Origin of the sequence: Actinoplanes sp. NPDC051859, from assembly GCF_044452725.1 — a bacterium.
Lineage (GTDB): Bacteria > Actinomycetota > Actinomycetes > Mycobacteriales > Micromonosporaceae > Actinoplanes.
Genome location: NZ_JBITBX010000008.1, coordinates 179572 through 205956 on the forward strand (window position 1 = coordinate 179572; position 26385 = coordinate 205956).

General features: G+C 71.1%; 23 protein-coding genes. 13 read left to right on the forward strand and 10 right to left on the reverse strand.

Going from position 1 to position 26385, the window contains the following annotated elements:
* Positions 1-21 precede the first annotated feature (21 nt).
* Complete coding sequence (gene rph / locus ACIA1L_RS21610) at positions 22-2610, reverse strand: rifamycin-inactivating phosphotransferase (protein ID WP_396074650.1); 2589 nt, start codon at positions 2608-2610, stop codon at positions 22-24.
* 277 nt (positions 2611-2887) lie between these two features.
* Here rph and ACIA1L_RS21615 point away from each other — a divergent pair, with 277 nt between their 5' ends.
* The 3 genes from ACIA1L_RS21615 to ACIA1L_RS21625 all read left to right on the forward strand — a co-directional run bounded on the left by ACIA1L_RS21615 (position 2888) and on the right by ACIA1L_RS21625 (position 5247).
* The gene (locus ACIA1L_RS21615) at positions 2888-3469 is read left to right on the forward strand and encodes a UTRA domain-containing protein (protein WP_396074795.1); all 582 of its coding nucleotides are present in this window, start codon (positions 2888-2890) and stop codon (positions 3467-3469) included.
* Positions 3466-4161, forward strand: coding sequence for a PP2C family protein-serine/threonine phosphatase (locus ACIA1L_RS21620; protein ID WP_396074651.1), 696 nt, complete (start codon positions 3466-3468; stop codon positions 4159-4161). The genes ACIA1L_RS21615 and ACIA1L_RS21620 overlap by 4 nt, the downstream gene beginning before the upstream one ends.
* A 522-nt stretch (positions 4162-4683) precedes the next feature.
* Positions 4684-5247 carry a GGDEF domain-containing protein gene (locus ACIA1L_RS21625; RefSeq protein ID WP_396074796.1) on the forward strand — a complete coding sequence of 188 codons (564 nt, stop codon included), beginning with the start codon at positions 4684-4686 and terminating at the stop codon, positions 5245-5247.
* A gap of 10 nt (positions 5248-5257) precedes the next feature.
* On the opposite strand, the gene ACIA1L_RS21630 is transcribed toward ACIA1L_RS21625, so the two are convergent.
* Positions 5258-5980, reverse strand: a complete 723-nt coding sequence (locus ACIA1L_RS21630) for a TetR/AcrR family transcriptional regulator C-terminal domain-containing protein (protein ID WP_396074652.1) — start codon at positions 5978-5980, stop codon at positions 5258-5260.
* A gap of 31 nt (positions 5981-6011) precedes the next feature.
* Here ACIA1L_RS21630 and ACIA1L_RS21635 point away from each other — a divergent pair, with 31 nt between their 5' ends.
* Genes ACIA1L_RS21635 through ACIA1L_RS21655 form a run of 5 tightly spaced genes read left to right on the forward strand, consistent with a single transcriptional unit; the run spans position 6012 to position 11454 of the window.
* Positions 6012-6884 carry an alpha/beta fold hydrolase gene (locus ACIA1L_RS21635; RefSeq protein WP_396074653.1) on the forward strand — a complete coding sequence of 291 codons (873 nt, stop codon included), beginning with the start codon at positions 6012-6014 and terminating at the stop codon, positions 6882-6884.
* Positions 6881-8290: a YdiU family protein gene (locus ACIA1L_RS21640; protein ID WP_396074654.1), complete on the forward strand. Its 1410-nt coding sequence runs from the start codon at positions 6881-6883 to the stop codon at positions 8288-8290. The genes ACIA1L_RS21635 and ACIA1L_RS21640 overlap by 4 nt, the downstream gene beginning before the upstream one ends.
* A 58-nt stretch (positions 8291-8348) precedes the next feature.
* Positions 8349-8723: a response regulator transcription factor gene (locus ACIA1L_RS21645; RefSeq protein ID WP_396074655.1), complete on the forward strand. Its 375-nt coding sequence runs from the start codon at positions 8349-8351 to the stop codon at positions 8721-8723.
* A complete protein-coding gene (locus tag ACIA1L_RS21650; RefSeq protein ID WP_396074656.1) occupies positions 8720-10819 on the forward strand; it encodes an ATP-binding protein in 2100 nt (699 codons plus the stop codon). The genes ACIA1L_RS21645 and ACIA1L_RS21650 overlap by 4 nt, the downstream gene beginning before the upstream one ends.
* Before the next feature lie 23 nt (positions 10820-10842).
* The gene (locus tag ACIA1L_RS21655; protein ID WP_396074657.1) at positions 10843-11454 is read left to right on the forward strand and encodes a hypothetical protein; all 612 of its coding nucleotides are present in this window, start codon (positions 10843-10845) and stop codon (positions 11452-11454) included.
* Here the strand turns inward: ACIA1L_RS21655 and ACIA1L_RS21660 are convergent.
* A complete protein-coding gene (locus ACIA1L_RS21660) occupies positions 11451-12458 on the reverse strand; it encodes a serine hydrolase domain-containing protein (RefSeq protein ID WP_396074658.1) in 1008 nt (335 codons plus the stop codon). The genes ACIA1L_RS21655 and ACIA1L_RS21660 overlap by 4 nt on opposite strands.
* The gene (locus ACIA1L_RS21665) at positions 12455-13579 is read right to left on the reverse strand and encodes an AI-2E family transporter (RefSeq protein WP_396074659.1); all 1125 of its coding nucleotides are present in this window, start codon (positions 13577-13579) and stop codon (positions 12455-12457) included. The genes ACIA1L_RS21660 and ACIA1L_RS21665 overlap by 4 nt, the downstream gene beginning before the upstream one ends.
* 115 nt (positions 13580-13694) lie before the next feature.
* On the opposite strand from ACIA1L_RS21665, the gene ACIA1L_RS21670 reads away from it, so the two are divergent.
* Together ACIA1L_RS21670 and ACIA1L_RS21675 are read left to right on the forward strand one after the other, a co-directional pair.
* Entirely contained in the window at positions 13695-13874 is a 180-nt protein-coding gene (locus ACIA1L_RS21670; protein WP_396074660.1) for a DUF1059 domain-containing protein, read from the forward strand.
* Positions 13875-13913: 39 nt separating this feature from the next.
* A complete protein-coding gene (locus ACIA1L_RS21675) occupies positions 13914-14987 on the forward strand; it encodes an EAL domain-containing protein (protein ID WP_396074661.1) in 1074 nt (357 codons plus the stop codon).
* 164 nt (positions 14988-15151) lie between these two features.
* On the opposite strand, the gene ACIA1L_RS21680 is transcribed toward ACIA1L_RS21675, so the two are convergent.
* From ACIA1L_RS21680 to ACIA1L_RS21705, 6 genes are all read right to left on the reverse strand, one after another.
* Positions 15152-17296 carry a LamG domain-containing protein gene (locus ACIA1L_RS21680; RefSeq protein WP_396074662.1) on the reverse strand — a complete coding sequence of 715 codons (2145 nt, stop codon included), beginning with the start codon at positions 17294-17296 and terminating at the stop codon, positions 15152-15154.
* Positions 17297-17434: 138 nt separating this feature from the next.
* On the reverse strand, positions 17435-19000 hold the full coding sequence (locus ACIA1L_RS21685; RefSeq protein WP_396074663.1) for a GGDEF domain-containing protein: 1566 nt from the start codon (positions 18998-19000) through the stop codon (positions 17435-17437).
* Complete coding sequence (locus ACIA1L_RS21690; RefSeq protein ID WP_396074664.1) at positions 18997-19962, reverse strand: hypothetical protein; 966 nt, start codon at positions 19960-19962, stop codon at positions 18997-18999. The genes ACIA1L_RS21685 and ACIA1L_RS21690 overlap by 4 nt, the downstream gene beginning before the upstream one ends.
* Complete coding sequence (locus ACIA1L_RS21695) at positions 19959-20501, reverse strand: hypothetical protein (protein ID WP_396074665.1); 543 nt, start codon at positions 20499-20501, stop codon at positions 19959-19961. The genes ACIA1L_RS21690 and ACIA1L_RS21695 overlap by 4 nt, the downstream gene beginning before the upstream one ends.
* Positions 20479-21153 (reverse strand): signal peptidase I, encoded by a 675-nt coding sequence (locus ACIA1L_RS21700; RefSeq protein WP_396074666.1) that lies wholly within the window; start codon positions 21151-21153, stop codon positions 20479-20481. Before ACIA1L_RS21700 ends, ACIA1L_RS21695 begins: the two co-directional genes overlap by 23 nt.
* A gap of 8 nt (positions 21154-21161) precedes the next feature.
* On the reverse strand, positions 21162-21761 hold the full coding sequence (locus ACIA1L_RS21705) for a hypothetical protein (RefSeq protein ID WP_396074668.1): 600 nt from the start codon (positions 21759-21761) through the stop codon (positions 21162-21164).
* A 100-nt stretch (positions 21762-21861) separates the two neighbouring features.
* On the opposite strand from ACIA1L_RS21705, the gene ACIA1L_RS21710 reads away from it, so the two are divergent.
* From ACIA1L_RS21710 to ACIA1L_RS21720, 3 genes are read left to right on the forward strand one after another with little or no spacing between them, the layout of a single operon-like run.
* On the forward strand, positions 21862-24018 hold the full coding sequence (locus ACIA1L_RS21710) for a LamG domain-containing protein (RefSeq protein WP_396074669.1): 2157 nt from the start codon (positions 21862-21864) through the stop codon (positions 24016-24018).
* A 42-nt stretch (positions 24019-24060) separates the two neighbouring features.
* A complete protein-coding gene (locus ACIA1L_RS21715) occupies positions 24061-24609 on the forward strand; it encodes a PadR family transcriptional regulator (protein ID WP_396074670.1) in 549 nt (182 codons plus the stop codon).
* A 19-nt stretch (positions 24610-24628) separates the two neighbouring features.
* Positions 24629-26347 (forward strand): acyl-CoA dehydrogenase family protein, encoded by a 1719-nt coding sequence (locus ACIA1L_RS21720; protein ID WP_396074671.1) that lies wholly within the window; start codon positions 24629-24631, stop codon positions 26345-26347.
* Positions 26348-26385 lie beyond the last annotated feature (38 nt).

A 26385-nucleotide genomic window follows, 5' to 3' on the forward strand; every position in this document is an offset into this window, starting at 1 on the left:
GATGTGCCGCGCGGTGGCGGTTCAGGCCAGGATCTCGACGTACCCGTCGCTGCCGTGCACCCTGATCCGCTGCCCGTCGCGGATCAGGCGGGTCGCGTCCACCACGCTGACGACCGCGGGCAGGCCGTACTCGCGGGCGATCACCGCGCCGTGGGTCATCTGGCCGCCGACCTCCGTGACCAGGCCTGCGATGGAGACGAACAGTGGTGTCCAGCTTGGATCGGTGTGGGCCGTGACGAGAATGTCGCCCGGCGCGAACTCGGCCTCGGCCAGATCCCGGACGACGCGGGCACGCCCTTCCACGGTCCCGCCGGAGACCGGAATGCCGGCCAGGGCACCGGCGGGCAGGTCGTCACGCCGGTACGTCCCGGTCACGACTTCGCCGTCCGAGGTGAGCACCCGGGGCGACGCGAGCGCATGGTAGGACCGGAACTCGTCCCTGCGCCGCCGGATCAGCTCGCGGTCTGCGTGGCCGGAACGCACGACGTCATGAAGCTCGGCAAAGGTGAGATAGAAGACGTCGTCACCCGCGGCGAGCACACCGTCCCGGACGAGGCGCTCTGCTTCACCGAGTAGCGCCTGCTTGTAGACGAAGTAACGGCTGATGATGCCGTACTTGGGATATTCCCGGTAGCCGGTGAAGGTCCGGACCCGGTCGATCATCCGCTCGGTCTCGTTGGCCTTCTCGTCCCCGTCGGGCAGCGCGCGCAGCCGGTCAAGCACCTCCCGCGCCTTGTTCTGCGCGGTCTGCCGGCCCTGCTCGAAACGGCGCTCGGCGGCGCCCGGCGCAAAGTTCCGGACGTGGTCGAGCAGCACAGGCACGAGCATGCCGGGTCGTTCCCGCCACCGCGGCCGCGTAATGTCGATTTCGCCGACGCAGCGCATGCCGTACCGGTCGAGGTAGGCCTCGATGGCGGCACGCGCCTGCGCACCGCCGGCCAGCGTGGGCAGCTGGTCCAGGAAGCCGTCGTCGACGCCACCGCCCAGGAATGCCACCACCTCGGGATGCGGGCGGATGACGTCCGCGACGTTCAACAGCTCGAGGCCCATCTCCGCGGTGATGTTGCCGGGAGCGGACAGCGTGAGCGTGTCGGCCGCGTTCTTCTCGCCCAGCCACTCCCCCAGACGGTCGTTGAGCCACCAGGTGGCTTCCATGCCCGCCATGATGGCTTGAATGCTCACCGGATCACTGAGCACCCGCTTGTGCTCCTGGAAGGCTTCCAGCAGGAAGTCGAACAGCTCCGGCCCGCTCTTCGCGGCAATGTCCCGACGCAGCGCGGTCAGCGACGCCTGGCTCCGCTCGATCAATGCCGTGACGATGGCCGGATCGGTCTCGATCGGGGTCGCACCGCCACCGACCGGCGGCCGGACCGGGCCACCGTCCGCGACCTCCAGCACAAACCCGCGAGCCACGATCGTCTCCAGCGCGTCCCGGATCAACGGATCCGACCGTCCCACCAGCTCCAGGAAACCGGCCCGGCTCCCCGGCGAGGCCAGCAACCGGGTGGAGTCCACAAACAACCGCCCGCCCGCCTCGAGCATCGGCGCCATCGCGGTGAGCTGCCACATCGAGATGCCGAGCGGCCGCATCGGATCCGTCATCATCTGCTGATGCCCGACGGACAGGTAGACCCGCTTTCCCTCGCCGGCGGGAATGGGGAACAGCGTCGTGATCGGCCGGCTCTGCACGATCGCGAAGTCGTCGCCCGTACGGCACCATTCGATGTCCTGGGGACAGCCGAACCGGGCCTCGATCCGCCGCCCCAGCTCGACGAGCCGTACGGCTTGCGCATCCGTCAACGCCGGCATCTGCTGCCGCGCCGGTTCGATCGTCACCTCCTGCGTGCCGCCCGCGGCCACCGCCTGCACGGCCAGCTCCTTCGCCGCAATTCGCCGGGCAACGATCTCGCCGTCGCGCACCTGAATGACGTCCGGGTTCACTAGCCCGGACACCAGTGCCTCCCCGAGGCCGAATCCAGCGTCCACCGTGGCAACGGTGCGGTTCCCCGTCACCGGGTCGGCCGTGAACAAGATCCCAGCCGCATCCGGCACGACCAACTGCTGCACAATCACGGCCATCCGCACCGTACGGTGCTCGATGCCGTTACGCAGCCGGTAGGTGACCGCCCGCTCGGTGAACAGCGAGGCCCAGCATCGGCTGACGTGCTGAAGCACCGCCGCCGTCCCGATAACGTTCAGGTACGTGTCCTGCTGCCCCGCGAACGACGCCGTCGGCAGGTCCTCCGCGGTGGCACTGGACCGCACCGCACAGCCGGTCTGTTCCCCGAGTAGCGCCAGTGCACGGCTGATCTCCGCTACCAGCTCGTCCGGGATCGCCACCTCCTCGATGGCGTGTCGGAGCTCCGCGCTGCGCGTACCGATGGCAACTCGGTCTTCCGGGTCGAGCCCTGCCAGCCGGTCCAGCAGGACGTCGACCGCCGGCAGGTCCGCCATGATGCGCCGGAAGGCAGCCGTCGTCACGCAGAACCCGGGCGGCACCGGAATCCCCTCGATCCGCAGCAGCGCACCTAAATGGGCCGCTTTCCCGCCCACCTGCGCGATCCGCGTCTCATCGACCTCGCGAAGGTCCACCACGTACTGCTCGCCCACTACGACACCCTCCGAGACCGCCGTGCCCCGTCACACGAACCTGCCCGATTGAACCACCGATATCCTGCCGCCACCTCGACCACGCCCAGGGGAAGCGGGCGGTGATTTGGCCGTCCATTCTTGGGACAATCGTCGACGCACCGGGCCAGCCGGAGTCAGGGATTGACCTGGACAATCCAACGAAAGCGAAGTGGGCATGCCCAGTCATCCGCGCAATCAGGACATAGCGTCCAAGCTCCGGCAGCGCATCGAAGCTGGCGAGTGGGAGCCGGGCGCGATGCGGCCCCGGCGTCCGCGCGGAAACCTGGTCAAGCGCAACGCGCAAGCACTCGGATACTCCTTCCCGTCGGCGACCGGCTCCGAGAAGTGGGTCGGCCATGGCACGGCGACCAGTGACTCGGCCCCCTTGGCCGATCCTCGGCTCGCACGGATGCTCGGCGTCGAGGCAGGCACCGAGGTGCCGCGTCGCGTACGGGTCACCGGGCCTGCGTCTGAAGCCCCCTTCCAGATCGCCACGAGCTGGATCGCGCCCCGGGTGGCTGACGTGATCACCGGCGTCGCCACCGAGCCGGCAGCTGGTGAGTGGCTCTACCGCATTGAGCAGGCCGGGCATTGGCCGATCTCCTGGACGGAGTTTCACCGCGCCCGCATGCCGACGCAGGCGGAGGCTGACCTGCTCGAGATCCCCGCAAGCTTGCCGGTGCTGGAAATCGTGCGGCAGGGCCTGTCCGGGACTGATGGCAAACCCGTCGAGGTGACCGAGTACGTCGTAGCCAGCGATCGGGTGGAGACGGTGCACGTGCTGCAGCGCGCGGACGATGCAATGCAGCCGTGGCCCGAGGACGGGAGCGAGTCGTGATCAATCTGGCTGTCGAGGCGCGTACCCATGTCGGGTCGGTCCGTCAGCGCAACGAGGACGCCCACCTCGTGGGGCGGCACCTGATCGTGGTGGCCGACGGGTTGGGCGGACACCCGGCCGGCGATGTCGCCAGCCGCACGGCCGTCGACGCGGTGCGGGAGTTTGATCGGTCGGTCGCACCGGGTGCTCTGCTGCACCATCTCGGCCGGGCGGTGGCCGCGGCGAACGAGGCGATTTTCGCAGTCGCTGGCCGCCAGCCTGAGTGTGCGGGGATGGGGACCACGCTCGTCGGGCTCGGTTGGGCGGGTTCGGCCGCGGCGGTGGTCAATGTCGGGGATTTGCGGGCCTACCTCCTGCGCGACGGGGTGCTCCGGTTGATCACGGAAGATCATGTGTACGGCAACCTGCTGAGCGACGCCGCGTCGGTGCCCGCGCTGCCGGAGCGGCAGGCCCGGTTTCTGGACGGCCGTCGCGACGGGCGCTCGCCGGACCTCATTCCCCTCGCCTTGCGGTCTGACGACCGGTTGCTGCTCTGTTCGGACGGACTGAGCACCCCCGTGCCGGACCGGACGATCGCCGAGCTGCTCGGTGGGCGGTCGACTCCGGCTGAGGTGGCTGATCGGCTGGTGGGTGCCGCGCTGGGGCACGGCGGGCCGGACAACGTGACCGTCGTGGTGGCGCAGGTGCGGTGATCCGCTTCACTTCGAGATGTTTCGGCCGATGAGGACGGGGTGGAACGCGCCAGCGCCGCGTCGTCGGCCTCACTGTCCACCGATCGGCATGGTGCCGCGCGGGCGTTCTCGTTGTTCCTGTATGCGGCGGCCGTGTTCGTGGGCATCACCGTCTTGATTCCGGGGGCTGCGGGCGCCACGCGCGCGACGCAGCTCGGTGCGGCCGGTGTGGCCGTGCTCATGGCAGTCATCGCCACCGGGTGCTGGCGGTGGGCGAGCCGGATTCCCGTGACCGTGTGGAACGCGGCGCCGTTCCTGGGCGTGGTGTTCGCGGCCGGGTTGCATCTGCTGACGTCGGATGCGAGTGCGGGCGCTCAGTTGTTCTTCCTGTGGCCGGTGTTGTACGCCGCGACGTTACTGAAGCGCCCGTTGGTGATCGCGGTGCTGGTGATCGTGTCGGCGGCCGAGTGTGTCGTGGTGTTCACCTTGAAGCCCGCTTCGTCGGCGACCGTGGACGCGGCCGGGTTGATCACCGCGCTGGTGATGGCGAGTGTGATCATCCTGCGGCTGCGGGCTCGGGTGGGCCGGCTGTTGACCGAGTTGCAGCGGCAGGCGTTGGCCGATCCGCTGACCGGGTTGTCGAACCGGCGGGCGTTCGAGCTGGCGTTGCGCGATGAGGTGGCGCAGGCGGTCGCCGGGAAGTCGCCGTTGTCAATGTTGGCGATCGATCTGGATCGGTTCAAGCAGGTCAACGACACGTGGGGGCATGCGGCCGGCGACGAGGTGTTGCGGACCGTCGCGGATGCCATGCGTACGGCGGCCCGCCAGGATGACGTCGTCGCCCGCCTGGGCGGGGACGAGTTCGCGGTGATCGTCCGTGGGGACAGTGCAGCAGCGGCGCGGGTGGCGGAGCGGATCCGTCGCACGCTCGCCGCGGCGGCGGACACTCCCGGGGGCGCGCCGACGTTGAGCATCGGGTACGCCACCGTGCCCGACCATGCGAGTGACGTGTCCTCACTGTCGGCGGCTGCCGACGCCGCCCTCTACGAGGCGAAGGCGCGGGGCCGGGACCGGGCGGAGGCACCCCGGCAGCGGGCGAGTGCCTGAGGCACGGTGTTCAGGGGCCGCTCACCGGCAGCGCCTCGGCGAGGAGGCGCACGGCGGCGGCGAGCCCGGCGCGTGGGGCGTCCCGCCAGTCCGGCGTGCGGGGCGGCAGGCCCGTGGTGAGCGGATAGCGTGCGGCGAAGTCGGGGATGTGGGCCTGGGTCGCCTGGGCGATCTGCAGCCATTCGTCGGCGCGGCCGTCGCTCATCCGCCGGTAGGCCGCATCGGTTTCGGCGGTGGCGCGGACCGTGGCGAACAGCATGGTGACCGCGGGTGGGCGAGCCGACAGAGCGATGTGCCACTCGTCGAGGATCGCGAGCAGTCGCTCCAGCCAGTCCTGTTCGTTCGGACCTTGGGACGCCTGGGACCAGGACCGTTCGGTGAGCCACGGGTGGGCCAGATAGACGCCGTAGAGCGCGTCAGCCCACGCGGTCAGCGCGTCGGCGAGGGTCGTGCCGGGGTCCTCCCAGGCGGGCATGGTCGAGGCCTGGTCACGCATCAGGGCCAGCAGGTTGTCCTTGGTGCCGACGTACGGGTACAGCGCCATGGCGGTTTTGCCGAGGACAGCCGCGACCGCGCGGGTGGTCACGGCGGCCAAGCCGTCCGCGTCGGCGAGCGCGATTCCGGCAGCCAGGATGTCGTCTAGGTCGAGTCCGGGGCGGGGACCGCGGCGGGGTGCGGGCACGGTGGTGCCGCGCTTACGCCAGAGCCGGCGGACGTGGGCGTCAGCGTTCATCTCCATATCGCTTACATCGTATAGTGTTTTCATGACGACTGCCCTGCTGCATGACGGCTCCCCCATCGACGTGACGATCCTGGGCACCGGCCCGACGGTGCTGCTGCCCGTGAGCACGGCGGTGGCCGAAGGAGAAGCCGCCGACCAGATGCGCGCCTGGGGCGCCGACCCGAACCTCGGCCACACCCTCGCCACGAGTCTCACGGAGGCCGGTTTCCGGGTGGTCGCCGCCGACTACGAGGACCACCTCACCCAGCATCCGAAGCCGGACACGCTCACGGCCGCAGCCGTCGCGGGCGACCTCCTCGCGATCGCCGACGCCGCCGGCGCCGAGCGGTTCGCCTACTACGGTTACTCCTGGCTCGCCTTGTCCGGCCTTCAGCTCGCACTGCGCACCGACCGGCTCACCGGACTGGTCATGGGCGGCTTCCCACCGCTCGGCGGCCCGTACGCGGAAATGCTCGCCGTCACCCGGATCGCCCACCGGATGGCGCTCGCCCACCGCGACGGCACGGCCCAGGTCCCGGACACCGCACCGACGCCGGGCGACTGGGACTCGGTCGAGTTCACCCGCACGCCTGAGCAGACCCAGCAGTACGTGACGCTCTACGAGTCGCTGGTCGGCTTCGACGAGCAGGTCGAGCTGCACCTGCCCCGGCTCGTCTTCGCGGGAGCGGACGACAACATCTCCTACGGCCCGAAGTGGGACGACGCCCACGTCCCGATCGCCGAGCCGATCGCGCGGCACCGGGCTGAGCTGGTCGCTGGCGGTTGGTCGGTGGAACTCGTCCCCGGCGCCGACCACATGAGGGCCATGCAAGCGCCGACGGTGCTGCCGATCCTGCTGCCCTGGCTGCGCCAGCACGTGCGCGCGGAGCGAGGGTCCGTACCCTTCCAGGGGTGAGCATTGCATCGACGCCGGCCGTGACGCTCGGCACCAGCTTCGCCCGGCAGCTGCCGGAACTGGCCGTGCCCTGGCAGGGCGAGGAGGTTCCCGACGCCCGGTTGCTGGTGCTCAACGAGGCCCTGGCGGCCGAGGTGGGGCTGGACCCGCAGTGGTTACGCGGTCCCGACGGGCTGCGGCTGCTGACCGGCACCGGCACGCCTGCGGGCGCGACGCCGGTCGCGCAGGGCTACGCCGGGCACCAGTTCGGCGGCTACAGCCCCCGGCTCGGTGACGGCCGCGCGCTGCTGCTCGGCGAGCTTTCCGCCGCCGACGGCACGCTGCGCGACCTGCACCTCAAGGGCTCCGGCCGGACGCCGTTCGCGCGCGGCGGTGACGGCCGGGCCGTTGTCGGTCCGATGCTGCGCGAGTACGTCGTCAGCGAAGCCATGCACGCCCTCGGCATCCCCACCACCCGCTCGCTCGCCGTGACCGGCACCGGCCGCACCGTGCAACGCGAGACCGGCCGGCCAGGCGCCGTGCTCGCCCGGATCGCGGCGAGCCATCTGCGCGTCGGCAGCTTCCAATACGTCCGGGCCACCGGCGATACCGACCTGCTGCGCCGCCTCGCCGACCACGCCCTCGCGCGGCACCATCCGGCGGCCACCAGCTATCCCGCGCTGTTCGCGGCCGTGGTCGCGGCGCAGGCGGCTCTGGTCGCCCGGTGGATGCTGGTGGGCTTCGTGCACGGCGTCATGAACACCGACAACATGACGATCTCCGGCGAAACCATCGACTACGGCCCGTGTGCGTTCCTGGAGGCCTACGACCCCGGCACGGTCTACAGCTCGATCGATCATGGGGGCCGGTATGCGTACGGCAACCAGCCGGCCATCGCCGAGTGGAACCTGGCCCGGCTGGCCGAGGCGATGCTGCCGCTGCTGCACGACGACGAGGACGAGGCGGTGGCACTTGCGGTGGCTTCCCTGGGCGAGTTCCGCGAGCAGTACCACGGGCACTGGTCCACCGGGATGGCCGCGAAACTCGGCCTGCCCGCGTCGGCCGCCGGGGAGCTGGTGAACGACCTGTTGCCGCTGCTCCGGGAGCGGAAGATCGACTTCACCTCGTTTTTCCGTACGCTGCCCCGCGCGGCCGCCCACGGTGACCGGGAGCTGGACGACTGGGTGGCCCGCTGGCGTGCGCAAGGGCCGGACGTCGCCGCGATGGATCGGGTCAACCCGGCCTACATTCCGCGTAACCACCTCGTCGAGGAGGCCCTCGCCGCTGCCGAGGACGGTGACCTGGGACCGTTCACGGAGCTGATGGCGGTGCTGGCGCGCCCGTACGACGAACGGCCCGGCCTCGAGCGGTACGCCGCCCCCGCGCCCGCCGACTTCGGGACGTATCAAACCTTCTGCGGCACCTGACGGCCGCTCAGCGCCGCCGCGCCCGCTGCCGATAGGACAGGGTGAGGGGGTTCGGTGGATGGCGCGGCTGCTCGTGGTCGACAACGAACCGGACATCTGTGCCCTGATCGCCCGGCATCTGGTGCGCGCCGGTCACGAGGTGCTGTGCGCGCATGACGCGGCGACAGCCCTCGCGGAGGTGGCGCTGCACGGCCCGCCCGACGCCGCGGTGCTGGACGTCGACATGCCCGACGTAGACGGCTTCGCGCTGCTTGACCGGCTGCGCGTGCAGCACCGGGGGTTGCCCGCGCTCTTCCTCACCGTGATGTGGAGCGGCGACGTCCGCACCCGGGTCGCCGAATATGACGCCGGGTACGTGGCTAAGCCCTGCACGGAGTCGGCCCTGCGCGAGGCCGTGGAAGCTCTGTTGACCCGGCCCGGGGCGACACCATGACCGCGGCGGCTTCACTGGGGCGGACCGCGGGGTTCGCGCTGCTGTATCTGCTGGCTACCTGGCTGGGTCGGCAGACGATCATGGATGACAGCAATCTGAGTCTGGTGTGGCCCGCCGCGGGGGTGTCCGCGGTGTGGTTCCTCGTCCAGTACTCCAGTCGGTGGCGGGCGTGCGACGTGGTCGCCCTGGCGGTCGTGGCCCAGGCGGTGAACATGGCGACCGGGGCGTCCTTCGCGCTCGCGGCCCTGTTCGGCCTCGCCAACCTGGTCCAGGCGTGGCTGTTCGCCTACCTCTTCCGCCGCTGGCTGCCGCACCTGTGGGGCGGCGGCGGGACCGAGGCCATGGCCCGGGTCGCCGAACTGTGGCGGCTGCTGTGCGCGTCTTTCCTCGCCACCGCCGCCGGAGCGATGATCGGTCCCACCGCCTCCTGGATCGTCAACGGCGTGTATTCGTGGCCCGCCACCGCCGTGTGGCTGACTCGCAACACGGTGAGCATCATGCTGATCGGCGCGGCCGGCCTGCGACTGGGCCACCTGCTTTATCGGATGCGGGCCGCGCCGACGGTGGCACCGGGCTCGCGGATCCGGGCCAGGATCGCCGCGCTGACCCGCCTGCAGGTGCTGGAGTATGTCGCCGTCCTCGCGATCTCCACGCTGCTCTACTACATCGCGTTCGGGGTCAGTCACGGCCTGCCGCTCGCTTTCCCGCTGCTCGGCATGACGGTGTGGGCCGCGCTGCGGCTGCGCACCGGATTCGTGGTGCTGCACGACCTGTTCTTCGGCTCCGTCGCCGTGCTCTACACCCTCAACGGCGACGGCCCGTTCGCCAACGTCGACAACAACGCGGGACGCGCCCTGATCGCGCAGGCTTTCGTCGGCATGGTCGCCGTCGTCGGTCTCGCCCTGGCGCTCGGCCGCGACGAACGCTCCCGGCTGCTGGGCGACCTGCGGGCCTCCGAACGCGCCGCCGCCGATCAGGCCGCCACGCTCGGCTCGATCGTCGACGGCATGGCCGAAGGCCTCGCCGTGGTCGACGCCACAGGTCGCCTGATCCTGCGCAACCCGGCCAGCGCCCGACTGCTCGGCGGCATGGTGAGCACCAACGGGCAGCTGGCTGACACCGCCTATTACGGCTTGTTCCACCCCGACGGCACCCCGATGACCAACGACGAGCTGCCCTACCATCGCGCGCTGTCGACCGGCGTACCGCACAGCCTCGACCTCGTGGTGCGCAACGCCCAGGTACCCGACGGGCGCGTCGTGCACCTGACGGCGACCCGGCTGCCGCACCTCATCGACGGGCAGCCCTGCGCGCTGACCATCTTCAGTGACGTGACCGCCGAACGCCGCCACCGCGACGAACTAGCCACTTTTGCCGGAGTCGTCGCCCACGACCTGCTCAATCCGCTCGCCACCGTCGAAGGCTGGTCCGACGCGGTGCTGGTCACCCTGCGCGAAGCGCCCGAGCACCCGAGCATCGAGGACGCCACGGACGGCGTCCAGCGGATTCGGCGTGCGGGAGTGCGGATGCGAAACCTGATCAACGACCTGCTGGCGTACACGACCGCCCGGGACGCCGCGCTGGCCCCGGCCGACGTCTCGCTGAGCGCGCTCGTCGCCGAGATCGCCACCGCCCGCGCCGACCAGGCACAGAGCGCAGGCGGACCGGCGCCGCGTTTCCACGTCGGCGACCTGCCCGACGTGCACGCCGACCCGGTGCTGATCCGCCAGGTCCTCGACAACCTGATCAGCAACGCCATCAAGTACGTCGCGCCCGGCGTCACGCCCGATCTGACCATCTCCGCGGCGGACGCCGACGACGACTACGTCGAGGTCCGGGTCTGCGACAACGGGATCGGCATTCCCGCCGGGCAGCACGCCCGGGTGTTCGACAACTTCCACCGTGCCCACCGCACCGCCGATTATGCCGGGACCGGACTGGGGCTCGGCATCTGCCGCCGCATCGTGGAACGGCACGGCGGGACGATCAGCGCCGAGCCCGGCCCCGAGGGCAACGGGACGTGCTTCGTATTCACACTGCCGGGGCCCGTGGCCGTGCCCGTGCACCGGCATGCACCCACTCCCGCCCGGCCCTGATCTTGATCATCTAGGCTGACCAGGTGACATGGCTGGATGTAATCGGTTGGACCGGATCCGCACTGCTCGTGTGGTCCCTCCTGCAGAGCAGGCTGCTGCGGCTGCGCGCGCTCAACCTGATCGGCTGCCTCGTGCTGATCGGCTTCAACGCCGCCCTCGAGGTGTGGCCGATGGTCGGGCTCAACGCGGTGCTGTCCGTCATCAACGTCTGGTATCTGGTCACGATGATGCGCAGCCGGCACGACGAGCGGGCGTACCGGGTGGCTGAAGTCCGGCCCGGCGACGAGGTGCTGACCCACATCCTGGCGCTGCACCACGACGACATCGCGACCTTCAACCCGGGCTTCCGCGCGGCGGAGGGCGACGACCGCTGCGCCTTCCTGGTCCTCAACGCGGACGAGATCGTCGGCGTGGTCCTCTTCCGCGTCGCCGGTGACCGGGCGCTCGTCGAGCTCGACTACGTGACCCAGCGCTACCGCGACTTCACCCCCGGCGAGTTCGTCTACCGCCGCAGCGACCTCTTCACCCGCCGCGGCTGCAGGACCGTGGTCACCCCGCCCGGCATGGTGTCGCCCTACTACGACCGCCTCGGCTTCCACCGCGACGGCGAATCGTACGTGCTGGACCTGGCCTAGCTGGAAAAGCGCTCCCGGAGCGGCCGGAGCACCGGCCAGGCGCCGGCGGACGTGTTCGAGATGACGGTGTAGGTCAGGCCGGGCGCCGGGTCGTGCACGCTCATGAACGACACACCGGCGTCCTGGCCGATCAACAGCACCTGATCCCGGCACTCGTGCAGGAAGAAGCCCAGCCCACAGCGCAGTGGCTCCCCCGGCACGTCGTCCCGGGGCCGGACCAGCTCGGCCACCCACCTCGGCGGGACGATCTCGCCAGCGAACAGCGAGCGCCAGAACGCGCTCATATCGGCCACGGTGGTGTACGCCCCGCCGTCACCCACACCCCGTACGGGCAGGTGGAAGACGTTGCTGCGCCACCCAGTGCCGGCCGGCACGTAGCCGACGGCGGTCCGGTCCGGCAACTCGTCGGACCTGAGGAATTCCGTGTCGTGCATGCCGGCGGGCACACATACCCGATCCCGGACGAGATCGTGGTAGGGCTGCTGGGCCGCCCGCTCGGCGATCAGGGCCAGGACCACGTACGCGCTGTTGCAATAGGAGAAGCGTTCTCCCGGCGGGAACTTGGTCGCAAAGCCGTCCAGCACCGCGAGGTACTGCTCGGGTTCCGCGAGGTTCTGCATCGGCACCGGCAGCAGATAGTCGTCGATGTCCAGGCTCTCGTCGTCCTCGTCGAGGTAGTCGCCGATTCCAGACCGGTGGGCGAGCAGCTGTTCCACGGTCACCCGGGCGTCGATGAGCGGCAGATCAGCGCCGAGCACCGACCGCGCGGTGGTGGACAGCTCGAGAGTGCCCTGCTCGATCAGGCTCACCACCGCCAGGGCGGTCAGGCCCTTCGCGCCACTGGCGATCGCGAACCGGGTGTCGACCGTGTTCGGAATCCGGTACGCCCGGTGCGCGAACCCGTACGCCTGGGCGAACTCCACCTCGCCGCCCCGGTCCACCGACACCACGCCGGAGAAGTCGTGCTCACGGGCGACCGCCTCGACCGCGTCGACAAGGCTCATGACGCCGGGGCGGGCTCGGGATCCGGCGGTGCGGCGGGGTCGTCGACGGCGGGTGCGGGAGGATCGCTGAGCTGCTCTCGCAGGTAGTTCCAGAACACCGAGATCATCGCGGCGACCGGCACGGCGAGCAGGCTGCCGACGATACCGGCGAGGCTGCCGCCCAGGGTCACCGCCAACAGCACCACGCCGGCGTGCAGGCCGAGGCCGCGACTCTGCACCATCGGCTGGAAGACGTTTCCTTCCAGCTGCTGCACCACGATGATGATGCCGAGCACGATCAGGGCGTCGGTCCAGCCGTTGGACACCAGCGCGATGATGACGGCGACGAAGCCGGCGAACAGCGCGCCGACGATCGGCACGAACGCCGTGACGAAGGTCAGCACGGCGAGCGGCAGGACCAGCGGCACACCGACGATCCACAGGCCGAGTCCGATGAAGACGGCGTCCAGCAGGCCGACGAACGCCTGCGAGCGGACGAACGCACCGAGGGTGTCCCAGCTGCGCGAGGCCACGACCGGCACGTCGACGGAGAGCCGGCCGGGCAGCTGCCGGGTGAGCCAGGGCAGGAACCGCGGGCCGTCCTTGAGGAAGAAGAACATCAGGAACAGCGCGAGGACCGTGGTGACCAGGCCGTTGACGATGGTGTTGACCCCGGTCACGGTCGCCGAGACGATGCTGCCGGCGCTGCCCTGGAGCTTGGCCACCGCCGAGTCCAGCGCGGAGGTCACCTGGTCGTCGCCGATCTTCAGCGGCGGGCCGGACGCCCACTCGCGGAGCTTCTGGATGCCGTCGACCACGCCGGTCGCCAGCTCGCCCGACTGCGACGCTACCGGCACCGCGATCAGCACGACGATGCCGACGCTGATCGCCAGGAACAGCACCGTGATCAGCGAGGCGGCCAGCGCGGGCGGCCAGCCGTGCTTGCGGAGAAAGCGGACCGGCGGCCAGGTCAGGGTGGTCAGCAGCAGGGCGACCACGAGCGGCCACAGGATCGACCACATCTGACCCAGCAGCCACAGCACGACGGCCGTCATCAGCAGGACGAGCAGCATCTGCCACGAAACGCGGGCCGATGTGCGCAGGGCGGCCCGGGTCTTCGCGGAACTCAGCGCGGGAGGCATGTGATCATGCTAGGCCCCGGCTGGGTTTCATGTCGGTTAGCGTCTGCGGTCCACGCTCATAGTGCACCGCAGCCCGCCGAACCTCAGGGTCCCCGACTGTCGAGAAGAGGTCCCCATGAAGTCCTTCGCCTGCGGTGATGTGGTTCCCGGCTGCGACGCCCGGTTCGTCTGCGGCAGCGACGACGAGGTGCTGGCCGCGGTGGCCCAGCACGCCGCCCAGGACCACGGCCTGTCCGCCGTACCCGCCGAGTTGGTCGGGGCCGTCCGCGCCGCGATCCGCCCCGTCCAGGGCTGAGCCGTGCCGGCCGGAGACGGTGGTGCCGAGTGGCCGCGCATGTTGCGCGCGATCCTCGGCGGCCACGGGTTGCACACCGTCTACCAGCCGATCATCGACGTCGCCCGCGGCGTCGTGGTCGGCTATGAGGCGCTGACCCGGTTCTCCGGCTTTCCCGTGAGCGGACCCGAACTGTGGTTCGCCGCCGCGCGGAAGCACGGTTGCAGTGCGGAGCTCCAGGCTGCCGCCCTGCGCAGTGCCCTGCCCCGGCAGCACATCCTCCCGCCGAACTGCTTCCTGACCGTCAACATCGGGCCGGAGGTCCTCGACCACGAGGCGGTCCGTCAGGTGTGGGCGGAGCACGGTGACCTGCGCGGGGTCGTTGTGGAGCTCACCGAGCACGTCGAGATCGACGACTGGCGGGCCCTCGAGCCCGACCTCAACCGGCTGCGGGCGGCGGGCGCACTGCTCGCCGTCGACGACGCCGGTTCCGGGTACGCCGGACTGACCCGGCTGCTCAGCCTGCGCCCCTCGATGATCAAACTGGACCGCGCACTGGTCCAGGACATCGACCGGGACGAGGCCAAGCGGGCCCTGGTGGAGATGCTCGGCTCCTTCGCCGGCCGGATCGACGCCTGGCTGCTCGCAGAGGGCATCGAACGCCCCGGCGAGCTGGTCGCGCTGTCCGACCTGGGGGTGCCCCTGGCGCAGGGCTATCACCTGGGCCGCCCGGCCCCGCCGTGGGCGCCGATCACCGGCGAGGCCGAGCGGGATCTGCTGAACCGGCCCCCGGCGTCCGCGGGGCGCACCCTGCGCCGCCACCTCGAACACCCGCCCGTCGTCACGGACGTCACTCTGGCCTGTGCCGCCTTCGACGACCCTGGGATCGACCTGGTGGTGCTCTGCGACGAGCAGCGCCGTCCGATCGCCGCACTAGACGAACGGACGGCACCGTTCCCCGTGCTCACGGCCGCGCTGCGGATCAACGTCGACAGCCCGGTCGAGGACGCCGCGCTGCGGGCCATCACCCGCGCGGACTGGTCCCAGCCCCTGTTGTGTACGGACAACGCCGGCCGTTACGTGGGCATCGTCCGCATCCCCCGCCTGATCCACGCCCTCGGCACCGCCACCTGAGCTCGCCGTTGGGGTGCGGCTTCGGCAGTCTCCGCGACTTCTGGACGGTCCACTCCGGCCGCCTGTCCGTCCACGGCCTTTCGTCGAGAGCCGAGAGCTGCCGGGCGAGCGCGTCGGCGGCGGGCGCGGCGACCGGCCCCCAGTCCTGCACGATGCTGATGGTGTCAGCGCCCCGCGGCGTAGTGCCAGGAGATCTGCTGGTCGGTGAGCTGGTTGGGGAAGACGGCGACCTCGTCGATGGTCCCGATGTAGTAGTCGGTGGCCGGGCGGTTGGGGCGGCCGGCGAGCTGGGCGCCGCCCCAGCGCCAGTAGCCGGCGAAGGTCGGTCCGGTGGTGACCGCAGCGTCGGAGGCGACGCGGACTCCGTCCACGTAGAGCTTCATGCCGGCCGGTCCCACGCTGGCGGCAGCGTGGTGCCAGACGCCGTCCTGGTAGGCAGCGGGGCTGCGGAGGGCGCTGCTGCCGACCCCGAAGCTGAGCCGCCCGCCGGAGTCGACATAGAGCATGCGGTCGGCGTTGGGGGCCGTCGTCGAGGTCTGGCTGGAGCTGTATCCCACGAGCTGACCGCCGCCGTTCGTGCCGGTGCGGAACCAGACTTCGACGGTGCAGTCGCCGACGCTGGGGAACTGCGTGTTGCTGTAGGAGTTGACCCAGCCGGCGAAGGCCACGGCGGAGCCGGCGGCCTGCCCGCGGAGAGCGCCCGGTATGCCGCCGGTCAGGGCCGCGCCGTACTGAATGTCCTTGTCCCGGTAGAGCCGGGTGATCTGGGTTGCCGTGAGCGCCTTCGAGTAGAGCCGGACGTCGTCGATGCCGCCCTTCCAGTAGCCCTGCGGGTTGCCGTTGTTGAGTTGGCGGCCGACGCTGAGCTGCTTGGCGATCTGGTCCGACGCCGCCCAGGCGGCTGCCGTGCCGGTGCCCTCGAGCGCCGTGTTGACGTAGAGGTTGCCGGTGGTGCCGCTGCGCACGAAGGCCACATGTGTCCACGTGCCGGTCTGCACGGTCGAGATCCCGTTGATGTACGAGCCGGTGGCGGAGGAGGTGTCGTCGGTGGCGAACCGGACCCGCCACTTGTGGGTGGAGCCATTGGCCTGGATGGCGAATGCGGTCTGCAGGTTGCCTTCCGCGGCCACGGCGTGCCGGTCGATCGTGTTGTCGGTGAGGTAGAGCCACGCCGTGACCGTGTAATCGCCCTTGGTGTCGATCGCCGGCATGGTGGATGTCAGAGCGTAGTCGCCGGTGCCATCGAGCTGGAGCGCGTTGCCCAGGCGGCCAGCCGCGAACGTCGCGTCGCCGGCCAGGGTCGCCGAGCGGCCGAGGACGTCGGAGGCGGCCGAGGTGCCAGGGGCGTCGTTCATGTTCCAGTGGCCGGCGGCGGCGTCCTCGTAGAGGTACCTGATGTCGTTGCTGCTGATTGCCCGGTTGTAGGTGCGGACGTCGTCGACGGCACCCTTCCAGTAGTTGGACCATGCGCCGTCGACCTTGAGCCGGCCGACGCTGAGCGGCCCGGTGGCGTTCACCGTGGTGGAGTACGCCGTCTCGTTGACGGCCGTCTGGCCGTTGACGTACAGGTAGACCTTGCCGGCGGCGACGTCCCGGACGGTGGTCAGGTGGACCCAGGTGTGCAGCGCCACGGGCACGGACGAGTTGACTCGGGTGCCGTTGCCGGACTCGTCGACGTAGCGGACGGACCAGCAGCCGCAGGCTCCTGTGCCGGTGACGAAGGCGTGGACGCCGAAGACGCTCTGGTTGACGCCTTCCTGGGCCAGGACGTAGCGGTTGACGGAGCTGTCGGTGAGGTAGACCCAGGCCATCGCGGTGTAGCTGCCCGTGGTGGTCACGGCGGGACCCGCCGACTCGATGTAGTCGTCGACGCCGTCGAGGGTCACGGCGGAGCCGCCCAGCCGGCCCGGCCGCAGCCAGGACGCGCCGGACAGCGTGCCCTGGTTCACCAGGCCGGAGCCATCCGCGGTGGTCGTGCCGGTGGCTTCTTCGAACTGCCACACGGTGGAGGGGCCGTTCGTGGCACCCGCGTTGGTGCCGGGGCGCGCATTGGCCGAGCTGTCCGCGACGACGCCGTTGGAGGAACTGGTCGCCGCCTCTTCCGTGCGGTGGTAGAGCGCCGGGGAGTCGCCATTCACGGCCGTGGCGTAGCCGGGGAAGGTGGCGGACGCGGCAAACGTGCTGCCGCCCGAGCTGGTCTGGGCGGTGAACGCCGCCTGGGCCGGGACGATCAGGACCGGCGGCAGGACGAGCAGGGCTGCCACGAGCGGCACCCGGACCCGGCGCACCGCGCGCCCGGTGAGTCGCAAGAGGTCTCGGGTACGCCTGCGTGCTTCGCCCACTCCCTGCGCCCCTTCCCTCGCCCTGCTCGGATGTCTTGCCTCGTATATCGGCCGGCTGGCTCAGTTCCTGCTCAAGCCAGGCTCTGCTGACCCGCAGGTCCGCCGTCAGCCGGTGACCGCCTGCCACGCCTGCGCCGCGGGTTCTCCAAGGCCTGCGGAGACCACCCGGTTGCGGCCCGCCTCCTTGGCCCGGTACAGCGCGGCGTCGGCGGCGGCGAGGAGGTCGTCGCGGCCGGTGGCGTCGACCGGGCAGGTCGCCACGCCGATGCTGGCCGTGACGGGCACGGGGCTGGCCGAGGCGGCGACGGCCGCGCGCAGTCGGGCGGCCCGCTCGGCGGCTTCGGGACGGCCGGCGGCGGCGAACAGCACGGCGAACTCCTCGCCGCCGTACCGGAAGACTTCGTCGCCGGCCTGGCAGGCGTCGCTGAGTGCCCGGGCCGCGGCCTGCAGGGCTTGGTCGCCGGCCTGGTGGCCGTGGGTGTCGTTGAGCTTCTTGAAGTGGTCGAGGTCGACCAGGGCGAGGCTGAACGGCGCGCCCTGTGCGGCGGCGATCGCGGCTTCGAAGGTGGCCCGGTTGCTGACCCCGGTGAGCCCGTCGGTTTCGGCGGCGCGGCGCAGCTGCTCGTCGAGCAGGCCGCGGCCGAGCGCCATCGCGACCTGCAGGGTCGCCTGGTGCAGGGTGGCGATGAGGCGGCGCTCGACGCGGGCTCCGCCGCGCCGGCGAGACCAGGATTGCCGGGTGACGACGACCGCACCACGAACCTGGTCCAGGGCGAACGGCAGCACGACGACGTTGCGCGCGCCCGGCAAAAGGGCGGCGGCCACCGGGTCGGTGGCCGGGTCCAGGACCCGCTGCAGCCGGGGCTCGGAGTCGGCGGCGGCCGACCGGACCAGGCTGTCGGCAGCCTCAGCGGGCAGAGCAGCGAGAACGTTGTCGGCGTCCGCGGTCCAGTGCACGCCGAAGCCGTCGCTCGGGCCGGTCTGCGGGTACGCGAGAACCAGCACGGCGTCGGCGCGCAGCTCGTCACGGGCGAACCCGACCAGGTGCCGGAGGATCTCCTGTGGGCGTTGCCGGGGCGTGAGGGCCACGCTGAGCTGGCGCAGCAGTTCGCTGTCGTAGCGGCGGCGGCGCAGTTCACGCTCGTTGGCCGCGGCGAAGGTGGCCGTGAGGATGCAGATCAGCCAGAGGACCGCGTCGTAGGCGACGATCCGGCCCAGGTCGACCGGCCGGGGTGCGCCCAACAGTCCCGCCGCGGCGCACTGCATCAGCATCAGCGCCACCACGGTGTGCCACAGGGTGACCTTCGCACCAGTCCGGAACGAGGCCAGCAGGGTCGTTCCCAGGACGTGCGCCGCCACCAGCACTTCGACGGAGAACGTTGTCCCGCCCAGCAGCCACCATGCGGCGCCGAGCAGGGCGCCGTCGCCCAGCAGGCTCACGGAGAACGCGAACCGGGCGGCACCACGCCACCGACGGATGGCGGGCAGCAACGCGTACGTGCACAGCGTCCAGCCCACGGCCGCGCCGCTGAGCGCCAGCGCCACGGTGCCGGGCCGCCGCAGCAGGGCCTCGCCGGTCAGCAGGGTCAGGACCAGGACTCGGCAGGCCAGCATCCACCGGTACCGGTCGACCACGGGGACGAGTTCGGCGAGCCGTACGGGTTGCCTCATCGGTGCTCCTGCTGGTCGGGGTCGCCGAAGTGCGCGTAGCGCTGCCGGGTGAGCGGGGCGAGGGCGAGCTTGGGATCGTTGCGGTCGATGGTGTCCTGCGCGGCCAGGAAGATCAGCATGATCAGGACCGACAGCAGCGGGATCGCGGCGTACCGGGCGACCTCGGCAGCGAGCCGGCCGGCGGCGTCCAGCGCCCGGTCCAGCGGGTCGGAGTCGTCCCCGGAGGTCGGGGGTTCAGCCGGTGCCGCCACTGTGGGCGCCGGGCCGGAGGGCGACGGCGCGGACGGCGCTGGCGAGGACGTCGGCGGCACAGATGAGGGCGGGACGGACGCGGCGGGTGTGGTCGGCGCGGGCGAACCAGAGGTCGATGGCGGGCTGGTCGGGTCGGCACTGCGCGAGGTCGGCGCCGGCGATGTCGGCGAGGTGGGGTCGGCGGGGGGCTCGAGGAACCAGGCGAAGGTGCCGCCGGCGGACTTGGCCTGCGCGGCGTTGCCGCCGTCCACCCGTACGGTGATTGCGAAGGTGCGTTCTTCGGCCGTGCCGGAGGCGGTCCAGCCACTGTCCACACCGGAGTCAACGGACAGGCCGCTCAGCGGTCCGGCGTACACCTGGGTGCCGGCGAATCCGGTGCAGTCGGCGTACCCGCCGCCGGTGCCGGACCGGACGGTGACCCGGAGGTACGGCACGAGCGTGCCCGAGAGGTCCTCCGCCGCGAGGCGGACCGCGCCGGCACCGGCCGCGCCGGAATAGCCGACCTTGAGACAGCGGGTGACCACGCTTTCGGGCACGAGGTCGTCGGCGCTGAACAGGGCGCCGGAGGCGTCGTCGACCAGGTCGACCGCGGCGATTCGGGCGACGGTCTGCGGGGTCGGCGTGCCGGTGGGCAATAGCAGCGCGAGACAGCCGGCGAGCGCCGTGGCGACGACCGCGATGCTCCAGCGGAGCCGGAGGGCACGCGTCACGTGTTCTGGGCTTCCCACACGAAGCGAGCCTCGACCCGCTCGCCCTGCACGCTGTCCGGAACGCCGGACGGGAGGAGCCAGGACAACCGGTACCAGCGGCTGCTGCCGGACGCGACGCCGTTCCAGGCCAGCCCGGCGGTATAGCCGGTCGGCATGTCGGCGACTGTCACATCGGTGTTGGTCGCCGAGCCGAGCAGGTACCCGGTGCTGGTGAAGCCGGTGCAGGTCGCGTCGGTGCCAGCGGCGGCGCTGGTGCCGGTGTCGACGCTGAGCAGGAGGTGCTCGGCCAAGTCGCCCGACACGGTCGCGTAGAGGCGCAGGTCAGCCGGGAGTGAGCCGGTGTACGTGACTTTGAGGCAGGTCGAGCCGCCGGACTGCGCGCTGCCGGCGTTGAAGGCTCCGGTCGCGGGCGGGGCGAGCGTGGTCGCGGCGGTGGCGGGCTTCACGACCGGCAAGGCGAACACGGCCGAGCCGGAATGGTCGGCTGCCACGGTGACCGAGCCGGACGCCCAGGAATTACCGACGTTGGAGGTGCGCACTTGGAGGGCGGCGTACGACGCGTGCCACACCAGGCCAGTCGCGGCGAGCACCGCGGTACCGGCCGTGGCGACGGCCCCGACGATGGCCGCACGGCGTGGCGCGAGCGGCATCGGGTCCTCCTGGGTCAGACGCGGTTGCCTTCCCATCGGCTGTCGGGTCGCCGAGGTGAGACAGTTGCGGGCTTCGTCCCCGAGCAGCCAGCGCACCCAGCACCGTGCCGGCGAGCAGGGTGAGAGCCAGGGCGCGCAGGTTGCCGGTCCGCCACCAGAGGGCGGGCAGGCCGACGTACGGCACGGAGAGGCGGGGCAGGGCACGGACGGCGGTCGGCGGCACCGGCATGGCGTCCGCGACGGGATTGGCGTCACCGCGGGTGGTGAGCGCACCGTCGGCGGATCGGGCGACGACCCGGTGGACCAGCGTGGTGCCGGGTCGGGCCGGGTTCTCGACCAGCGCCACCGCACCGATCGGCACGTCGGCGGCGGAGGTGGGGCTGGACACCACGACGTCGCCGGGCTGCAGGCCGGGCGCCATCGAGCCGGAGAGCACCACGTCGGCGCGCCAGCCGACCAGCGCTGGCGCGAGGGCGGTCAACAACAGGGCCGCGGCGATCCCGAGCAGCACGCGCGCGGTGATCGCCGGGGCGGCACGCACGGCTGGGATCATGCGTTGCGCGCTTCCCAGGTCAGGGTTGCCGCGGCAGCGTCGCCCTGTGCGGCGTTGTCGCCGCGGATCAGAACGGTGATCAGGTACGCCTGCACAGCACCGCGGTTCGCCGGGTTCCAGGTGCCCAGGCCGGACGGGTACGAGGTGGCGGTGGTGCCCAGTGTTGCCAGAGTGCCGCCGAAGATCGTGGTCCAGGCGGTGACGCCGGTGGAACAGGTGCCACTGTTCGCCTGGTAGATCGACATTTGCACGATCCCGGCGAGTTGGCCCGGCCCGGCCACCGCGTCGGTGCTGACATATCCGGTGGCGTAGAGCTTCGTGATGGAGGCGACGTTGCCGGTGTAGGTGACGTCGATACACGCGGAGGTGCGGCTGCCGGGTTTGACGCCGGCGAGGCTGAGGGTGCTGCCGGCCGTGCTGCTGTGGGACAACGCCACCGTGCCGGCCGTCCAGCTCGCGGCGGGGTGGTCGGTGCTGCCGGAGAAGCCGGCAGAGGTCGAGGGGAGCAGTGCCGCGCCGCCGAGCGCAGACCCGGCCAGGGCACCGGCGGCGAGCAGCTTCCAGCGCGCGGACAGCCGCCTCACATGGCGTCCCACGGCTGCCTCCCCTGGGCTGTGCGGTCCGGACGATCGGTGTGCTGTTCGCAAGAGTCGGCGACTCCCCGACGGAGCTGAGGGAACGTGAAACACTGCGCTGGTGGGGTTGGTCAGCACGGCGCGCCGCCGGTTGTGCCTCGGCGCGGCCGCTCTGCTCGCGCTCACCTTGCCCGCGTTGTTCCTGCCCGGCGTGCAGGCCCAGTTCTCGGACAGCACGCAGCGAAGCACCGGTTTCACGGCGGCCGGGACCTTCCCCGGCTATCCCGCGAGCGTCCTCGGCGACGGCCCGGAGTTCTACCACCGCTTCGATGACGCCCCCTCGGCGGCTGGTTCGTCCGTTGCTGCCGACGCCAGCCCGCACGGCCGCGCCGGGACCTATGCCGGAGCCACCGAAGGGCTGTCGACGTGGTGGAAGCTGGACGACCTGGCGGGCACCACCGGCCGGGACGCGGCCGGGGCCGCCAACGTCGCCACGCTCGGCGCCGGAGCGAGCTGGGCGCCCGGGCGCACCAACGGGGCCGTGGCGCTCACCGCGCAAGCCGACAGCCACGTCACCGGCAAGCGGCCCGCGGTCGACACACACGAGGCGTTCTCGATCTCGGTGTGGGCGTACCTCAGCGACACGTCGACGGACCGCACGGTGATCAGCCAGAACGGGGACTACTCCCCCGGCTTCGCGTTGGAGTATTCGAAGGCTGCCGACCGGTGGGCGTTCGCCATGGCCCGCAACAACGTCGCCACTCCCACCATCGACCGGGTCACCAGCGCGCTGGCCCCCACCCTGCACACCTGGACCCATCTGGTCGGCACCTACAACGGCACCAACCTGATGTCGCTGTACGTGGACGGCGCCGCCCGGACCACCGGCGCACACACCGCGCGGATCCGCTCCCTTGTCACGACGCTGGGCCGTCAACTCCAGGGCACCTGGCAGGCGCCGTTCGCGGGCCGGATCGACGACGTCCGGGCGTTCCGCCGAGAGCTGGACGGGGCCGACGTTACCGCGTTGTACGACGGCTCCAGCACCGGCCCCGAGTTGTCGTGGTCGCTCGACGACCCGGACGGCGGTGCAGCCGTGGACAGCTCCGGCAACGCCAACCCGGGTGCTGCCGGACCGGGAGTGACGTGGAGCAGCGGCACCCGCGGCCCGGCCAGTACGGGCGCTGCAGCCTTTCCCGGCGACCCCGCCACCGGCTATCTGACCAGCACGTATCCGCCCATCCGTACCGACCGGGACTACACCGTGGCAGCCTGGGCGTACCGCGGTGCCGCAGGGCGGACGGTCCTCGCGCAGGCGGGGGCGACGCACAGCGCTTTCGTGCTGGCCTACTCCGGGGGCACGTGGCGGGCGCTGCTCTCGGACAATCCGAGTAACCCGCCCGCGGAGGTGCTGAATTCCGGCGTGTCCACCCCACCCGCCACCTGGGCCCATCTCGCCCTCAGCTACGACGACGGCACCCAGACCGCCACGCTGTACGTCGACGGCGTGCAAGAAGACCAGAGCGCGGTGACCGGAGCCTGGAACGCCACCGGCCCGTTCGGTGTGGGCCGGGAATGGAGCGGCGGGGCGTGGACGGCGGGTTGGGACGGGCGGCTGGATGACGTGGTCGCGTACTCCCGGGTGTTGTCGGCGGGTGAGGTCGCCGGGCTGGCCGCGGGGTCGGTGCCCGGCGCGGCCGTCCCGATGAGTGCCGGGCAGGCCGGGGCGTTACAGGGCGGGCAGGGCGGCGAGAAGGCCAGCACGTCGGTGGGGTTCGACGGCGGCGCCGGTGGCGGATTCAACCCGGTCGCGTACGTCAATCCCACGACCTTCACGATCGAGTGCTGGTTCGTGTCCGCCGGGGCGGGTGGGGGCCCGCTCCTGGCCTTCGCGGACGGCACCACCATGACGGGTACGCCGGACCGGCTGCTGTATCTGGACGCCACCGGGGCGCTGAACTTCGGCACGGCTGCCGGGGCGAGGACGGTCATCACGTCGCCCCGTACGTATGACGACGGCGAGTGGCACCACGTTGCCGCAACGTTGGGACCAGCCGGTATGCGGCTCTATGTCGACGGGCGGGAGGTGGCCGCGAACAGTGCGGTGACGACGGCGCGCAACGTCTCCGGCTATTGGCACTGGGCGGGGCCATCGGCGTCGGGCTGGCCGCGGGAGCCGGCGGCCGCCCGGTTCGCCGGCGGCCTGGACGAGGTTGCCGTGTTCGCCACGCAGCTCAGTGCCCAGCAGATCTCGTGGCACTACTACGCCAATCATTGACCGCCGCTTGCTATGCAACGAGTTGCATAGGATGATGCCGGGGTGGCATTGGAGCACGCGATCCTGGTCTCCCTGCTGGAGCAGCCCGGATCCGGATACGAGCTGGCCCGGCGCTTCGAGCGGTCCATCGGCCGGTTCTGGACCGCCACCCACCAGCAGATCTACCGCGTCCTGAAGCGGATGGAGACCGACGGCTGGATCACCGCCGACCAGGTCGCGGGCGGTCGACCCGACAAACGCTCCTACTCCGTGGTCGGCCCCGGCCGCGACGTGCTCGCCGACTGGCTCCGGGCACCCGTGCAACCGGAGGCCGTCCGACACGAGCTGGCCGTCAAGATCCGCGGTGCCGCCTTCGCCGACGCCGCCGGGCGCACCGCGCTGGTCGCCGAGGTCGAGCGGTACCGGGCCAGCCACCACGAGATCCTCGCCGGCTACCTGACCGGCGAGGCCCGCGACTTCCCCGACCCCCCGGGCGAGGACGACCGACACCGCCTCCAGCACGTCGTGCTGCGCGGCGGCATCGCCTACGAGCGGATGGTCCTCGCCTGGCTCGACGACGTTCTGGACACCCTGCGCGGCCTCGGCCGCTGACTGCACGAAAGGGGCCGACATGGCCGGACCACTGCTGCTCAACCCGCACACGTACGACCCGGCGCACCTCGACGCCGAGTCGCGCCGGCTACTGAAGGCCACCGTCGAGTTCTTCGAGAACCGCGGCAAGAAGGCGCTGATCGACGACTACGTCAACCGCGCCTGGTACGCCGACTTCCTCGACTTCGCCGCCAAGGAAGGCCTGTTCGCGACCTTCCTCACCCCGGCGGCCGACGGCGACACCGAGGCGAAGCGGTGGGACACGGCCCGCAACGCGGCACTCAGCGAGATCCTCGGCTTCTACGGCCTCGGCTACTGGTACACCTGGCAGGTCACCGTCCTCGGCCTCGGCCCCGTGTGGCAGAGCGAGAACCAGGCCGTCCGCGCGCACACCGCCCAGTTGCTCGCCGACGGGCACGTCATGGCGTTCGGCCTGTCCGAGCGCGGCCACGGCGCCGACATCTACGCCACCGACATGATCCTCACCCCGGACGGCGCGGGTGGCTTCACCGCGAGCGGCCCGAAGTACTACATCGGCAACGGCAACGTGGCCGGCCTCGTGTCGGTGTTCGGCCGCCGCGCCGACGTCGAAGGCCCGGACGGCTACGTCTTCTTCGCCGCCGACAGCCGCCACCCGAACTACCACCTGGTCAAGAACGTCGTCAACGCGCAGATGTACGTCAGCGAGTTCCGCCTCGAGGACTACCCCGTCCGCGAGCAGGACGTCCTGCACACCGGCAAGGCCGCCTTCGACGCCGCGCTCAACACCGTCAACGTCGGCAAGTTCAACCTGTGCACGGCCGCGATCGGCATCTGCGAGCACGCCATGTACGAGGCCGTCACCCACGCCCACCGCCGGGTGCTCTACGGCAAGCCGGTCACCGCGTTCCCGCACGTCCGCCGGGAGCTGACCGACGCGTACACCCGGCTCGTGGCGATGAAGCTCTTCAGCGACCGCGCCGTCGACTACTTCCGGTCGGCCGGCCCGGACGACCGCCGCTATCTGCTGTTCAACCCGATGACGAAGATGAAGGTCACCACCGAGGGCGAGAAGGTCATCGACCTCATGTGGGACGTCATAGCGGCCAAGGGCTTCGAGACCGACACCTACTTCGAGAAGGCCGCCAAGGACATCCGTGGCCTCCCCAAGCTCGAGGGCACGGTGCACGTCAACCTGGCCCTGATCCTCAAGTTCATGCCGAACTACCTGTTCCAGCCGACCGAGTACGCCCCGGTGCCCACCCGGCACGACCCGGCCGACGACGAGTTCCTGTTCCGCCAGGGACCGGCCCGCGGCCTCGGCGCGATCCGGTTCCACGACTGGCGGCAGGCGTACGACGCGCACGCCGACCTGCCCAACGTGGCCCGGTTCCGGGAGCAGGCCGACGGTCTGTGCAAGCTGCTGCTGACCCACGCGCCGGACGAGAACCAGCAGCGTGACCTGGACTTCCTGCTGTCGCTGGGCCAGCTGTTCGCCCTGGTCGTCTACGGCCACCTCATCCTGGAACAGGCCGCGGCCACCGAGCTGGACCGGCAACTGCTCGACGAGATCTTCGCGGTGCTCATCCAGGACTTCTCCGCGTACGCCACCGAGCTGCACGGCAAGGCGGCCACCACCGAGGAACAGGCCGCGTGGGCACTCGCGCACGTCCGCCGCCCGGTGATCGACGACCAGCGCACGGCGGCCGTCTGGGAGCAGGTCGTGGCGCTGGTCGGCGCGTACGAGATGCGCCCGTAACCGCGTCGCCGAAGCGGCGGATCCGCACGTCGGGTCCG